Below are 13,430 nucleotides of genomic sequence, written 5' to 3'. Positions count from 1 at the left end.
GCGGAACCGCGCAACGCGCACTGCGGCGCCGCTTGCATGGCCACCTCTCAAACGATAACCATTCGCATTAGAATACCCCCTCCTGCCAGCCAGCGTCCCGAAAAGCCACGCGAGCCAGCGCCTTCAGCGTTTGTCCGCCCTCGGCTTTCTCTCCATCGGGACTCCCATGTCTTCTCAGCCCTCGCGCGCGGCCCGTTTCTCGCCGCGCTCTTCGCTCGCCCCCTCTTCCTCCCCGTACCCCTGGGCCCGCAAGGCCGGGGTGTTTGCCCTGACCCCGCTGGCCCTGTGCCTCGCCCAGGCCGCCGTGGCACAGCAGGACGCCGATGCACCGGCGGCCGCCGCCCAGGTGGCCGCGCCGCAGCTCCAGGAAGTGCGCATCAATGCCAGCACCGAGAAGGACATGGGCTTTGCGCCCGTCGAGGCCCAGACCGCCGGCAAGGCGCCCATGCGCCGGCTGGAGACCCCGCAGTCCGTGAGCGTGGTCACGCGCGAGCAGATGGAGTCGCGCCAGATCACCAACGTGCAGCAGGCGCTGCAGACCGTGGCGGGCGTGAGCCCCGTCAACTTCGGGCGCCGGGGTTTTGACGACATCAACATCCGCGGATTTCGCTCCACCGAATCCATCCTGGTCGATGGCCTGGTGCAAAGCCCCGGCATGTGGGCCAAGCTGCAGCCCTACGGCTACGAGCGCTTCGAGGTGCTCAAGGGCTCGGCGTCGGTGCTCTACGGCCAGGTGCAGCCCGGCGGCATCGTCAACGCGGTGAGCAAGCGGCCCAAGAAGGATGCGCTGAACGAAGTGGGCGTCGAGGTGGGCAGCTTCGGCCAGCGCACGCTGCAGGCCGACGTGAACAAGCCGCTGTCCGAATCGGGCAAGACGGCGCTGCGCATCAATGCCCAGGTGTCCAACGCCGACGACCCCACGCAGTTCGTCTACCGCAAGGACCGGTGGTTCGCCCCGTCGCTGTCCATCGACCTCGGCGCGCAGACCGACCTGGTGCTGTTCGCCACCTACAGCCGCAGCGAGTGGATGCGCCAGCAGGGCATCACGCCCTACGGCACGCTGCTGCCCAACCGCAACGGCACCCTGTCGCGCACGCTGTTCACGGGCGATCCTGCCTTTGGCGTGTACGACGTGGAGAGCACCACGCTGGGCTATGCGCTGGAGCACAAGGTGTCCGACGCGATGACGTTCCGCCAGAACGTGCGCTACGAGACCGAGAAGGGCACGGGCAACTTCGTCTCCAACCAGGCGCTGCAGGCCAACCAGCGGCTGCAGAACCGCCAGGCGTCGCGCCAGTACATGGACTATGACCTGCTGGCCACCGACACCTCGATGCTCACGCGCTTCGAGGCGCTGGGCGCCAAGCACCAGCTCGTCACGGGCCTGGACGTGCGCAGCGGCCACAGCCTGCTGGCCAGCCGCACCTGCCGCATCGGCGCGCTGGACTTGTTCGCGCCCGTCTACGGCATGCAGGCCACCTGCCCCACGGCGCTGACCAGCGACGCGCCCGCCAAGCTCACCGTGGCCGGGCTGTATGCGCAGGACCAGATCAAGTTCGGCCAGGGCTGGACGGCCCTGGTGGGCCTGCGCCGCGACTGGTCCAACAACGACACGAACAACCGCGTGGCCAACACGCAGACACGCCAGAAGGACAGCGCCACCACGCTGTCCGCCGGCCTGGTGTACGAGTTCAAGCCCGGCTGGGCCGCGTACGGCAGCTACGGCGAATCGTTCCTGCCCCAATCGGGCCTGACCTTTGCGGGATCGAACTTCGTGCCCGAGACCGGCAAGCAGTGGGAGGCCGGCGTGAAGTATGAGTCGCCCAATGGCCAGCTCACCGGCGCGCTCGCCGTGTTCGACCTGGTGCGCGAGAACGTCACCACCGCCGACCCCGTGAACACCGGCTTCAGCGTGCAGACCGGCCAGCAGCGCGCGCGCGGCCTGGAGCTGGAGCTGGGCGCCGACCTCAAGAACGGCTGGAAGCTGACCAGCGCCTACACCTACACACAGACCAAGGTCACGCGCGACAACAACGCCGCCATCGTGGGCCTGCCGCTGAACCTCACGCCGCGCCACACGCTCACGGCCTGGGCCACCTACAAGCTGCCGCAGCACCAGCGCATCACGCTGGGCATGGGCGGGCGCTACGTCAGCGAGCAGATCGGCTCGTATCCCTTCACGCTGCCGTCGTATGTGGTGGCCGATGCGTCCATCAGCTACGCGGGCGACAACTACCGCGTGACGGCGGGGGTGAAGAACGTGTTCAACAAGGCGTACTACGACGGCGCGATCAACGCCAACGTGGTCTCGCCCGCGTTGCCGCGCAGCTTCAACCTGGGCGTGACGTACTTCTTCTGACGCAGCGCCATCGCCCCGCCACCGCGAGCCGACCATGACCAGCCAGCGCACCCTGAACCGCCTTTTCGTCCTGCACTCCTGGGCGGGCATCGTCACGGGGCTGCTGATGTTCATCGTGTGCCTCTCGGGCGCGGTGGTGGTGTTCAAGAACGAGATCGACCTGTGGGCCAACCCGTCGCTGGCGCAGCTGCCGCGCTCTGCGACGCCCGCGTCGCTGGATGCGGTGCTGACGCAGCTGCACACCCGCTACCCCGGCGCCACGGTGGAGACCATCGCGCTGCCCGACGCGGTCAACCCGAGCTACTTCGCCTTCGTGCGCGAGCGCGGCGCGCCGGCCAACACGCGCACCAAGGTGGCCCTGCGCTCGGACACGGGCACGGTGGTGGGCCCGGTGGACAGCCAGCTCGGCCAGTACCTGCGCATGCTGCACGTGTTCCTGTTCTTCGGGCCGCGCTGGATCGTGGGCTTTCTGGGCGCCGCGATGCTGGTGCTCATCGTCACGGGCATCGTCATCCACCGCAAGATCCTGGCCGAGCTGTTCACCCAGCGCTGGGGCCGCAGCTTTCGCGTGGTGATGTCCGACCTGCACAAGTCCGCGGGCATCTGGGGCCTGGGCTTTCACATCCTGATCGCCACCACGGGGGCCTGGATGGGCCTGGCGCCGCTGTTCGAGCAGGGCTACAAATACGTGACCACCAGCAGCACCGAAGTCGCAGCCACCGCCAAGCCCGCGCGCAAGGCCGCTGGCGATGCCGCCGAGCCCGTGCGCATGCAGTCGCTGGATGCCCTGTACGCCACCGCGCAGCAGGCCGTGCCGGGGCTGGAGGCGCGCTACGTGTCGATGCGCCGCTGGGGCACCGACACCGCCGAGGCCAGCTTCACCGGCAACCTGGGCGGCCACCTGGCCAGCACCGCGCGGGTGGACATCCACGCCGCCACCGGCGTGCCCAGGAAGGTGCACGACCCGCGCACGGCGGGATTCTGGTCGCTGGTCAACGGCCTCATGGAGCCGCTGCACTTTGGCGACTTCGGCGGGCTGGCGCTCAAGTGGCTGTATTTCTTGCTGGGCATGACGCCCGCGTTCCTGTCGATCTCGGGCACCTTGATCTGGCTCGATGCGCGCCAGCAGCGCCGGCGCGAGGCCGAGGCCGCGCAGGGCGCATCGGCCAGCGGGATCGCGGCGGCGGGTTGAGCCCCGCCTCGTTTCCCCCTTCTTTTCTGGTTTCTCCCGCCCGCACCATGCAACGCTTCTTCCTGGCCCTGCACGCCACCACGCCCGCCGCGCTCACCGTGGCGTTGTTCGTGCACCTGTGGGGGCCGGCGGGCCTGCCGTCGCTGGCGCAGCGCCCGGTGTGGGCGGTGTGGGTACTCGTCGGGGCGTGGCTGCTGATGTCGGTGGCCGCCGCCTGGGCCCTGCGCGCGCTCGCGCTGTGGCGGGTGGCGCTGTGCGGTGCGGGCGCGATGCTGGCCGTGGCCGGCACCGTGGGGCTGGTGCTGGGCAGCGCGCAGGCCCTGGGCATGGGCGCCAGCCTGGTGGCCGTGGGCCTGGCGTGTGCGGGCATCGCCGCCTTCATCGGGCCGCAGCGGGTGCAGGCGCACCGGCGCAAACCCGCGCGCCACACCGCCGTGGCCACCTCGGGCACGGCGGCGCACCCCATCGCCCCCCGCCCGCGCTGGCATCCGCGCGGATGGCCCCGATTCGGTGTGCCTGCGCACCTGCCCTTCTGGCTGAGCGGCCTGCTGGCGCTGGAATCGTTCCGCCTGGCCCACATCGTGGCCACCGAACCCGCGCGGTCCTCGGGCATGCTGGGCCTGCTGCTCGCCTTCTTCGTGGCCCTGCCCGCCGCCACGCTGCGCCACTGGGCGCCCCGCGCCACCGCGCTGCTGTGGGCGCTGGCCGCGCTGGCCTATGGCGGCCTGGCGGCCAAGGCCGGGCTCGCGCAGTGGGCGGTGGCGTCGGTGCTGTGCGCCCTGGCTGCGGGCGCGCCGCTGCTGCTGCTGCGCGTGCGGCGGGCGCTGCGCTGGCGGCGGGCGGGCCATGGGGCACGCCACAAGCCCGCCCCGGCCCCAGACCACCGCCCTCCGGAGGCCGCATGAACGAACTCACCGGTGTGTGTGCCGCGCTGGCCTCGCTGACGGCGCTGACCACCTGGGCGCGCGCGGTCCCCACCCGCGCCTGGGGGGACGGCGCGGCCGCCACGCCGACATCGCTGCGCAGCTGGGCCGTGGCCCTGGGCACGCTGGCGCTGCAGGCCCTGGCGGCCACGGCGGCGGCCGGGCTGGCCGCGGGGCTGGCGCTGGTGGTGGCGGCATGGATGGTGCTGGGCTGGCTGCTGGTGCTGGCGATGAACCAGTGGCCCGCCGCAAGCCTGCGCTGGAGCCGCCGCCTGGGCGCGCTGGGCGCCACGGGCTGTGGGCTGGCGCTGGCCTGGCAGCTGCTTCGGGCGTGGGGTGCGGCGCCCTGAAGCCCCGGGCGCGCGGCACCCTGGGGCGCCGGTGCATTTTTTTTTGATAAAAACAGGCCCCGGCGCTTTGCCAACAAGCGCCAATAGCTATACATTCAATAGCAAAAGGCGACACAGGCAGGCGCCACACGCCGCCGCCAGCGCCTGCAACGCCACGGCACAATCGCGCCCATGGATCAGCTGCTCGACGCCCCCTGGGTGCACACCCTGCGCTTCTTCCTGGAAGTGGCCGCCACCATCGCGTTTGCCCTCTCGGGCGTGATCGCCGCCGCGCGCAAGCGGCTCGACGCCGTGGGCGTGTGTGTGGTGGCGTTCGTCGCGGCCTTCGGCGGGGGCACGCTGCGCGACCTGCTGCTGGACCAGCGGCCCTTCTTCTGGATACGCCACACCGGTTTTGTCTGGGGCATCCTGGCCCTGTGCGTGGGCGCGATGCTGTTCATGCGCCAGCGCCACTTTCAGCCCACCGAGCGCGCCATGCTGCTGCCCGACGCGATTGGCCTGGGCCTGTTCGCGGCGGTGGGCGTGGACATCGCCACCGCCATCGGCATGCCGCCCATCATCAGCGTGATGATGGGCGTGACCACGGGCGTGTTTGGCGGCGTGCTGCGCGATGTGCTGTGCAACGAGGTGCCCCAGGCCTTCAGCGACCACCGCCCCTACGCACTGTGCGCCTTCGCGGGCGGCTGGGCCGACGTGGCGCTGCGCCAGGTGCAGGCGCCGGACTGGGCTCCGCTCGTGGCCTGCGTGCTGCTCACGGCCGGGCTGCGCGGGCTGGCGCTGTGGCGCAACTGGCAGTTGCCCGCCTGGCGGGTGTGACAAGAAACCAGAGGCCGCCATCCCGGCCGCCGATCCGGCACACTGTGCCGCGTGGCACCACCGTGACAGCCCTGCACCGGCGCGGCCTGCACACTGGGCCGCGAGGAGTATCGAGACCATGACCCCGGACCACCCCACCCCCGCCACCCTGCGCGCCACCGCGCTCATCGACAGCGACGCCCCCGCCATCCAGGCCTTCGCGGCCAAGCATGCGCGCGGCGCCACCGACCGCGAGCGCGCCGTCGCCCTGTACCTGGCCGTGCGCGACGGCTTTCGCTACGACCCGTACCGCATCGACCTGTCGCCGCACGGCATGGCGGCCAGCACCGTGCTGGCCCAGGGCCATGGCTGGTGCGTGCCCAAGGCCGCGCTGCTCACCGCCGCGTGCCGCGCGGCGGGCATTCCCGCGCGCATGGGTTTTGCCGATGTGCGCAACCACCTCAGCACCGAGCGCATGCGCGAGACCATGAAGACCGACCTCTTCATCTGGCACGGCTACACCGACATCTGGCTCGACGGCCAGTGGCGCAAGGCGACGCCCGCCTTCAACATCGAGCTGTGCGACCGCTTTGGCCTGCTGCCGCTGGAGTTCGATGGCGAGAACGATTCGATCTACCACCCGTTCGACAAGACCGGCCAGCGCCACATGGAATACGTGCTGCAGCGCGGCGCTTTCGACGACATGCCGCTGGCGCGGATCGTGGCGGACTTCCAGGCCGTGTACGGCGGCTGGCTCGGTGGCGGCACCACGAGCGCGCTGCACGGCGCGAGCTTTGCGAGCGACGTGGAGCAGGAGGCGGCGCGATGACGCAGGCCCCGCTGGCGGCACCGGGCACCGCGCCCCAAGTCCCTGATGGCTTCGCGGCCCTGCCCTCGGGCGGCCCGTTCATCGAGCACAACGGCCCGCTGTACCTGTGGCACGAAGGTGCGGTGGTGAAATTCGGCTTTCGCGTGGAGCACCGCCATGTGAACCCCATGAACAACCTGCACGGCGGCATGATGGCCAGCTTCTGCGACATGCTGCTGCCGTTGTCGGTGCACCGCAAGAGCACCGAGGTGGCCGGCCGTTTCCTGCCCACCATCAGCCTGCAGATCGACTACCTGGCCCCCGCGCCGCTGGGCGCCTGGGTGGAGGGCGAGGCCGAGCCGCTGCGCGTCACCCGCTCGCTGGTGTTCGCGCAGGGCCTGGTGACGGCCGATGGCGTGCCCTGCGCGCGGGTGAGCGGGGTGTTCAAGATAGGCCCCACGGGCCCTGCCTAGCCCGCCCGGCGGCCAGGGCCGCCGTGGTGGCCGCTGTCACGGCCTGCAGGTGCGCAGGCCCTCGGCACCGGCGGCGCGCGGCGAACACGGGCGCCTCGCCATGGCCGCATCGCCAGACCACGCCGGGTAGCCGCCCATGGCATGGGGAAGGGCTACGCCCGCGGCGCGGCAGCATCGCCCGCGATGCCCATCACTCCCACCACATGCTCCACGAACCGCGCGAGCTTGGGCAGCTGCCGCCGGTCCGGCGCATAGACCAGTTGCACGGCGCGCGCCGCGGGCAGGCAGTGCTGCATCACCGGCACCAGGGCGCCACTGGCCAGGTCGTCGGCCAGCAGCACCTCGGGCTGCATGATCAGGCCCAGGCCGCGCAGCGCGGCCTGGCGCAGGCCATCGCCCTGGTTGCACACAAAACGCGCGTTCTCGGGCCAGAAGAACTCCGCGTCGCCATCGCGCAGCGTCCATTCCACACGGCGCTGCCATACCGAATGGCTCAGGCACTGGTGGCGGGCCAGGTCGTCCGCGCGCCCGGGCGTGCCATGGCGCTGCAGGTACGCCGGCGCGGCCGCGATCACCATGCGGTAGGGGCGCAGCGGGCGCGCCACCAGGCCCTCATCCACCACCTGGCCGATGCGCACGGCCACGTCGAAGCCCTCGCCCGCGAGGTCCACCACGCTGTCGGTGAGCTGCAGGTCCACGCGCACCTGGTCATGGCGCTGCAGGAAGTCGGCCACCAGCGGCGCGATGACGTGGTTGCCCAGCGTGAACGGCGCGCTCACGCGCAGCAGGCCCTGCGGCACGGCGCGGCTGCGCTCCACGGCGGACTCGGCCCAGCGCACCTGCTCCAGCACGCGCTTGCTGTCTTCGTAGAACGCAGCGCCCACCTCGGTCAGGCTGTTCTGGCGCGTGCTGCGCTGGAACAGGCGTGCGCCCAGGTGGGTTTCGAGCTGCTGGATGTGCTTGCCCACCATCACGGCCGACACCTGGAGCTGGCGCGCGGCGGCGGCGAAGCTGCCGGCTTCGACCACGGCCACCATGACTTCCATGTTGCGCAGTTTGTCCATGGGCTGATTCCTAATCAATGGTTAGCACAAGAAGAACTTCAATGTACTTTATGCATTGATTGATTCGCAAAAGAATCGGTGCCTGTCTGTTCCTCCACCCGTTCTTTTTCAAGCAAAGGAAAACACCATGTCCAAGATTCTTCTCATCGGCGCGAGCGGCACCATCGGCCAGGCCGTGCTGGCCAACCTGGGCGCGCGCCACGAGGTGATCACCGTGGGCCGCAGCAGCGGCACGCACCGCGCAGACTTTTCCCAGCCGGGCTCGGTCGCCAGGCTGTTCGAGGCGGTGGGCCAGGTCGATGCCATCATCAGCACCGCCGGCAACCTGCACTTCGGCCCGCTGGCCGACATGACGCCCGAGCAGTTCAACCTGGGGCTGCAGGACAAGCTGCTGGGCCAGGTGCAATTGGCTTTGATCGGCCAGAAGTACCTGACCGATGGCGGCTCCATCACGCTGACCGCGGGCATCCTGTCCATCGAGCCCATCCGCAACGGAGCCAGCGCCACGGCGGTGAACGCGGCCATCGAAGGCTTCGTGGCCGCCGCCGCCATCGAGCTGCCACGCGGCCTGCGCATCAACGCCGTGAGCCCCACCATCCTCACGGAATCGGTGGGCGTGTACGGGCCGTTCTTCCCCGGCTTCGACACGGTGTCTGCCGAGCGCGCCGCGCGCGGCTACCAGCGCAGCGTGGAAGGCGCGCAGACGGGGCGGGTGTACCGCGTGCAATGATCACGGCCACCTGCACCCTACCCGTCTGGGCATGAAAAGAAAATAGCTGCTGCCGCTTGCCCAGCAAGCGGCAGCAGCTATCAATTTAGTAGCTTCAATGATCGAAGGCGCAGATCAGTCCAGACTCGCGCCGGATTCCTTGACGACCTTGCCCCACTTCACGGACTCGGCCTGGATGAAGGCGGCAAACTGCTCGGGCGTTTCGCTGTACGTCTCGGCGCCCTGCTCGTTGATCTTCTTCTTCACCTCGGCCTGGTTCAGCACCTTGGCCAGCGCGGTGTTGAGCCGGGCCAGCACCGGTGCGAGCGTGCCGGCGGGCGCGAACATGCCGAACCAGGACGTGGCCTCGTAGCCGGGCACGCCGGCTTCGGCGATGGTGGGCACGTTGGGCAGCTCGGGCGAGCGCTTGGCGGTGGTCACGGCAATCGGCACCAGCTTGCCGCTGCGCACGTGCTGGATGGCCGAGGGCATGTTGTCGAACATGATGCCGATCTGGTTGCCCAGCAGGTCGGTCACCGCCGGTGCGCTGCCCTTGTAGGGCACGTGCACCATGTCCACCTTGGCCAGGCTCTTGAACAGCTCGCCCGACAGGTGGATGGAGCTGCCATTGCCCGAGGAACCGAAGTTCACCTTGCCCGGGTTGGCCTTGGCGTAGGCGATCAGCTCCTTCACGCTCTTGTAGGGCTGTGCGGGGTTGGCCACCAGCAGGTTGGGCACATTGGCCACGCGCGTGAGCGGCGCGAAGTCCTTGATCGGATCGAAGGGCATCTTCTTGTACAGCGCGGCGTTGATGGCATGCGTGCCCACCGTGCCCATGAAGAGCGTGTAGCCGTCCGCCGGGGCCTTGGCCGCCAGCGCGCCGCCGATGTTGCCGCCCGCGCCCGCGCGGTTGTCCACGATGACCGACTGGCCGAGTTCCGTGGTCAGCGCCTGGCCGATGATGCGCGCCAGGATGTCGGTGGTGCCGCCGGCCGCGAAGGGCACGACGATGGTGACGGGCTTGGTGGGATAGGCCTGGGCCATGGCTGCGCTGCTGCCCAGCAGGCCACCAACGGCGATGGCGGCGATGCCCGCGCAGGCAGCGGCCGACAGCGCAAAGCGGCGGGTGGTGTGGATGGAACAGGTCATGGTTTGTCTCCTTCAGGAAGGTGGATGAAATGGGTGTCACGAGCGCGGCATCCGCCGCGCCATGGCCTCAACCGGGCGCCAAGGCCTCCGGGCGAGAACAGGGAGTGCGCCCCCTTCAGGGCTGCAGTGAAAATGCGTTCAGGTGGCTAGACAGGTGCCACGCCGAGCGTGGTACCACCGCACACGTACAACACCTGCCCGGTCACGAAACCGTTGTCGGGCGAGAGGAAGAACAGCGCCACGCGCGCCACGTCGTCGGGCGTGCCCATGCGGCCCACCGCGATGCTGTTCAGGATGCGCTCGGTCTGCGGCGCGCCCTCGGGGTTGCTCTGGCGGAACAGTTCGGTGGCGATCGGCCCCGGGCCGATGGCGTTGACGGTGATGCCGTCGCGCCCCAGTTCCATGGCCAGCGTGCGCGTCATGCCGATCATCCCGGCCTTGGTGGCCGAGTAGACGACGCGGTCGCCCTTGCCCAGCGCGGCGCGCGACGACATGTTGACGATGCGGCCCTGGCCGCAGGCCCGCAGCGTGGACAGAAAGGCCTGCACCAGCAGCATGGGCGCGCGCAGGTGCAGGCCCACCACGTCGTCCAGCTGCGCGGTGGTGGCGGTGTCGATGGTGCCGGGGCGCGTCGCGCCCGCGTTGTTCACCAGGGCGGTCACGTTGTGCCTGGCGGCGATCTCTGCCGCGCGCTCGCGGGTCGATGCCTCGTCGGTCAGGTCGCCCTGGTACGAGGTGAGCAGCGGGTGGCTCCACGTGGGCAGCACGTAGTCCAGATTGACCACGGCGCGGCCCTGGGCGAGCACGGCTTCGGCAATGGCGCGGCCGATGCCGTTGCTGGCACCGGTGACGACGGTGACGGGGGTGGAGGAAGTCACTGCAGAGGCCACTGTCACACGCGCTCCAGGATGATGGCGATGCCCTGGCCCACGCCGATGCACATGGTGCACAGCGCGTACTGGCCCGCATGCTCGTGCAGGCGGTTCACGGCGGTGGTGACCAGCCGCGCGCCGCTGGCACCCAGCGGGTGGCCCAGCGCAATCGCGCCGCCCCAGGCGTTCACCCGCGCGTCGTCGTCCTTGAGGCCCAGGGCGCGCAGCACGGCCAGGCCCTGCGCGGCAAAGGCTTCGTTGAGTTCGATCACGTCCATGTGGTCGATGGTCAGGCCCGTCTGCGCCAGCACCTTCTGCGTGGCGGGCGTGGGGCCAAAGCCCATGATGCGCGGCGCCACACCGGCCACGGCCATGCCCACCACGCGGGCGCGGGGCTTGAGGCCGTACTTGGCGGCATGGGCTTCATCGGCCAGCAGCAGCGCGCAGGCGCCGTCGTTCACGCCCGACGCGTTGCCCGCCGTCACCGTGCCATCGGGCCGCACCACGCCCTTGAGCCTGGCCAGCGCTTCCAGGCTGGTCTCGCGGGGGTGTTCGTCCTGGCTGACGACGATGGCGTCGCCCTTCTTTTGCGGAATGTGCACGGGCACGATCTCGCGCGCCAGGTGGCCGTCCTTGATGGCCGCCACGGCGTTGAGCTGGCTGCGCAGCGCCATGCGGTCCTGCGCCTCGCGCTCGATGCCGAAGTCGGTGGCCACGTTCTCGGCGGTTTCGGGCATGGAGTCCACGCCGTACTTTTCCTTCATCAGCTTGTTGATGAAGCGCCAGCCGATAGTGGTGTCGTACACCGCGTTGTTGCGGCTGAAGGCGCTTTCTGCCTTGGGCATGACGAAGGGCGCGCGGCTCATGCTCTCCACGCCGCCCGCGATCATCAGGCCCGCCTCGCCCGCCTTGATGGCGCGCGCGGCGGTGCCCACGGCGTCGAGCCCCGAGCCGCACAGGCGGTTGATGGTGGCGCCGGGCACGTCGATGGGCAGGCCCGCCAGCAGGCTGCTCATGTGGGCCACGTTGCGGTTGTCCTCGCCGGCCTGGTTGGCGCAGCCGTAGAGCACGTCGGTCACCGCGGCCCAGTCCACGCCGGGGTTGCGGTCCATCAGCGCCTTGATGGGGATGGCGCCCAGGTCGTCGGTGCGCACGCTGCTCAATGCGCCGCCGTAGCGGCCGAAGGGGGTGCGGATGGCGTCGCAGATGAAGGCTTGGGTGGTCATGTTTTTTGTCTCCTCGGATCTCGGTGGATCGGCTCGTTGAAAAGGGAAGGGATTCGGGGCGCCCGCGGGTGCTCAGGCCGCCGGACGGATGGGCTGGCCCACCAGGCTTTCGAGTTCGGCGTGGGAAAGGCCCGGCACGGTGTCGATGAGCTGCAGCCCCGTGGGCGTGCAGGCCAGTGTGCACAGATCGGTGTAGATGCGCTTCACGCACGCGACACCGGTGAGCGGGTAGCTGCAGCGCTCGACGATCTTGCTCGCACCCTGCTTGGTCAGCAGGTCCATCATCACCCAGGTCTGCTTGGCGCCGATGGCCAGGTCCATGGCGCCGCCCACGGCCGGGATGGCGCCGGGCTCGCCGGTGCTCCAGTTGGCCAGGTCGCCCGTGGCGCTGACCTGGAAGGCGCCCAGCACGCAGATATCGAGGTGCCCGCCGCGCATCATCGCGAAGCTGTCGGCGTGGTGAAAATACGCGCCGCCGGGCAGCAGCGTCACCGGCTGCTTGCCGGCGTTGATGAGGTCGTAGTCCTCCAGCCCCGCAGCCGGCGCCGGGCCCATGCCCAGGATGCCGTTCTCGCTTTGCAGGATGACCTCGCGGCCCGCGGGAATGTGGTTGGCCACCAGGGTGGGCTGGCCGATGCCCAGGTTGACGTAGGCGCCGTCGTGGATGTCTTGCGCCACCCGTTTCGCCAGTTCTTCTTTACTACGCTTTTGATAGCTGCTCACGCTTTATCCTTGTGCGGTAGAGGCCGATTTCATGCCGATTTCTTGAAACCACCCGCCTGCGTGGCCGTGCGGTCGATCTTGACCACATGGCTCACGTAGATGCCGGGGGTGACGATGGCCTCGGGGTCCAGCGCGCCCAGCTCCACCACCTCGTGCACGGTGGCGATGGTGGTCTTGGCGGCGGTGGCCATCACCGGCCCGAAGTTGCGGGCCGACATGCGGTAGGTGAGGTTCCCCCAGCGGTCGCCCTGCTCGGCCTTGATCAGCGCCACGTCGCCGTGGATGGGGAATTCGAGCACGTAGTGCCTGCCGTTGATCTCGCGCGTTTCCTTGCCGGCGGCCAGCTCGGTGCCGTAAGCCGTGGGGCAGAAGAAGGCGCCGATGCCCGCCCCCGCCGCCCGCAGGCGCTCGGCCAGGTTGCCCTGGGGCACGAGCTCGAGCTCCAGCTTGCCGCTGCGGTACAGGTCGTCGAACACATAGCTGTCGACCTGGCGCGGAAAGCTGCAGATGATCTTGCGCACCTGCCCCGCCTTGAGCAGCGCGGCCAGGCCCTGGTCGGCATTGCCGGCGTTGTTGTTCACCACCGTCAGGTCCCGGGCGCCCTGGGCGATGAGCCCGTCGATGAGCTCACCCGGAATGCCCGCCGTGCCAAATCCGCCTATCAACACCGTGGCACCATCCTTCACCCCTTGCAGGGCCTGGGCCACCGAGTCCGCCAGTTTGTTGATCATCGAAACGCTTTCGTGATTTGCTTGATCTTCGGTTTCAATTTGTTCGCTTATAGAAC

At 69.5% G+C, this 13,430-nt stretch carries 14 protein-coding genes; 8 read left to right on the top strand and 6 right to left on the bottom strand.

The genetic code is table 11. The annotated features are described in order from the left end of the window. The first annotated feature begins 166 nt into the window (after positions 1-166). The 7 genes from AC1RVY_RS15205 to AC1RVY_RS15175 all read left to right on the top strand — a co-directional run bounded on the left by AC1RVY_RS15205 (position 167) and on the right by AC1RVY_RS15175 (position 6,900). Positions 167-2,359, top strand: coding sequence for a TonB-dependent siderophore receptor (locus AC1RVY_RS15205; RefSeq protein WP_492806993.1), 2,193 nt, complete (start codon positions 167-169; stop codon positions 2,357-2,359). Positions 2,360-2,393: 34 nt separating this feature from the next. Beyond that, positions 2,394-3,551, top strand: a complete 1,158-nt coding sequence (locus tag AC1RVY_RS15200; RefSeq protein WP_492806992.1) for a PepSY-associated TM helix domain-containing protein — start codon at positions 2,394-2,396, stop codon at positions 3,549-3,551. Between the two features lie 47 nt (positions 3,552-3,598). Beyond that, positions 3,599-4,456 (top strand): hypothetical protein, encoded by an 858-nt coding sequence (locus AC1RVY_RS15195; protein WP_492806991.1) that lies wholly within the window; start codon positions 3,599-3,601, stop codon positions 4,454-4,456. Next, positions 4,453-4,824, top strand: coding sequence for a hypothetical protein (locus AC1RVY_RS15190; RefSeq protein ID WP_492806990.1), 372 nt, complete (start codon positions 4,453-4,455; stop codon positions 4,822-4,824). The genes AC1RVY_RS15195 and AC1RVY_RS15190 overlap by 4 nt, the downstream gene beginning before the upstream one ends. Before the next feature lie 171 nt (positions 4,825-4,995). Then, entirely contained in the window at positions 4,996-5,640 is a 645-nt protein-coding gene (locus tag AC1RVY_RS15185) for a trimeric intracellular cation channel family protein (protein WP_369643204.1), read from the top strand. Between the two features lie 118 nt (positions 5,641-5,758). Continuing rightward, positions 5,759-6,448: a transglutaminase-like domain-containing protein gene (locus AC1RVY_RS15180; RefSeq protein ID WP_492806989.1), complete on the top strand. Its 690-nt coding sequence runs from the start codon at positions 5,759-5,761 to the stop codon at positions 6,446-6,448. Further along, positions 6,445-6,900, top strand: a complete 456-nt coding sequence (locus tag AC1RVY_RS15175; RefSeq protein ID WP_492806988.1) for a PaaI family thioesterase — start codon at positions 6,445-6,447, stop codon at positions 6,898-6,900. The genes AC1RVY_RS15180 and AC1RVY_RS15175 overlap by 4 nt, the downstream gene beginning before the upstream one ends. Before the next feature lie 152 nt (positions 6,901-7,052). On the opposite strand, the gene AC1RVY_RS15170 is transcribed toward AC1RVY_RS15175, so the two are convergent. Beyond that, a complete protein-coding gene (locus AC1RVY_RS15170; protein ID WP_492806987.1) occupies positions 7,053-7,964 on the bottom strand; it encodes a LysR substrate-binding domain-containing protein in 912 nt (303 codons plus the stop codon). Positions 7,965-8,091: 127 nt separating this feature from the next. On the opposite strand from AC1RVY_RS15170, the gene AC1RVY_RS15165 reads away from it, so the two are divergent. Next, positions 8,092-8,694, top strand: coding sequence for a short chain dehydrogenase (locus AC1RVY_RS15165; protein ID WP_218295966.1), 603 nt, complete (start codon positions 8,092-8,094; stop codon positions 8,692-8,694). A gap of 114 nt (positions 8,695-8,808) precedes the next feature. Here AC1RVY_RS15165 and AC1RVY_RS15160 read toward each other — a convergent pair whose 3' ends face one another. The 5 genes from AC1RVY_RS15160 to AC1RVY_RS15140 all read right to left on the bottom strand — a co-directional run bounded on the left by AC1RVY_RS15160 (position 8,809) and on the right by AC1RVY_RS15140 (position 13,374). Continuing rightward, entirely contained in the window at positions 8,809-9,822 is a 1,014-nt protein-coding gene (locus AC1RVY_RS15160) for a Bug family tripartite tricarboxylate transporter substrate binding protein (RefSeq protein WP_492806986.1), read from the bottom strand. 146 nt (positions 9,823-9,968) lie between these two features. Then, complete coding sequence (locus AC1RVY_RS15155; RefSeq protein ID WP_492806985.1) at positions 9,969-10,700, bottom strand: SDR family NAD(P)-dependent oxidoreductase; 732 nt, start codon at positions 10,698-10,700, stop codon at positions 9,969-9,971. 14 nt (positions 10,701-10,714) lie between these two features. Next, a complete protein-coding gene (pcaF, locus tag AC1RVY_RS15150) occupies positions 10,715-11,920 on the bottom strand; it encodes a 3-oxoadipyl-CoA thiolase (RefSeq protein WP_492246401.1) in 1,206 nt (401 codons plus the stop codon). Positions 11,921-11,992: 72 nt separating this feature from the next. After that, positions 11,993-12,643 carry a 3-oxoacid CoA-transferase subunit B gene (locus AC1RVY_RS15145; protein WP_218339585.1) on the bottom strand — a complete coding sequence of 217 codons (651 nt, stop codon included), beginning with the start codon at positions 12,641-12,643 and terminating at the stop codon, positions 11,993-11,995. 29 nt (positions 12,644-12,672) lie between these two features. Then, positions 12,673-13,374 (bottom strand): 3-oxoacid CoA-transferase subunit A, encoded by a 702-nt coding sequence (locus AC1RVY_RS15140; protein ID WP_218295971.1) that lies wholly within the window; start codon positions 13,372-13,374, stop codon positions 12,673-12,675. Between the last annotated feature and the right edge of the window lie 56 nt (positions 13,375-13,430).

Source organism: Acidovorax sp. GW821-FHT11A03 (assembly GCF_058809075.1).
Note: the sequence above shows the minus strand (reverse complement) of the source record. Positions and strands in the feature narration are given on the sequence as shown.

Coding starts and splice junctions, on each gene's coding strand:
- AC1RVY_RS15205 (WP_492806993.1), top strand. CDS start 167: ATGTCTTCTCAGCCCTCGCGCGCGGCCCGTTTCTCGCCGCGCTCTTCG.
- AC1RVY_RS15200 (WP_492806992.1), top strand. CDS start 2,394: ATGACCAGCCAGCGCACCCTGAACCGCCTTTTCGTCCTGCACTCCTGG.
- AC1RVY_RS15195 (WP_492806991.1), top strand. CDS start 3,599: ATGCAACGCTTCTTCCTGGCCCTGCACGCCACCACGCCCGCCGCGCTC.
- AC1RVY_RS15190 (WP_492806990.1), top strand. CDS start 4,453: ATGAACGAACTCACCGGTGTGTGTGCCGCGCTGGCCTCGCTGACGGCG.
- AC1RVY_RS15185 (WP_369643204.1), top strand. CDS start 4,996: ATGGATCAGCTGCTCGACGCCCCCTGGGTGCACACCCTGCGCTTCTTC.
- AC1RVY_RS15180 (WP_492806989.1), top strand. CDS start 5,759: ATGACCCCGGACCACCCCACCCCCGCCACCCTGCGCGCCACCGCGCTC.
- AC1RVY_RS15175 (WP_492806988.1), top strand. CDS start 6,445: ATGACGCAGGCCCCGCTGGCGGCACCGGGCACCGCGCCCCAAGTCCCT.
- AC1RVY_RS15170 (WP_492806987.1), bottom strand. CDS start 7,964: ATGGACAAACTGCGCAACATGGAAGTCATGGTGGCCGTGGTCGAAGCC.
- AC1RVY_RS15165 (WP_218295966.1), top strand. CDS start 8,092: ATGTCCAAGATTCTTCTCATCGGCGCGAGCGGCACCATCGGCCAGGCC.
- AC1RVY_RS15160 (WP_492806986.1), bottom strand. CDS start 9,822: ATGACCTGTTCCATCCACACCACCCGCCGCTTTGCGCTGTCGGCCGCT.
- pcaF (WP_492246401.1), bottom strand. CDS start 11,920: ATGACCACCCAAGCCTTCATCTGCGACGCCATCCGCACCCCCTTCGGC.
- AC1RVY_RS15140 (WP_218295971.1), bottom strand. CDS start 13,374: ATGATCAACAAACTGGCGGACTCGGTGGCCCAGGCCCTGCAAGGGGTG.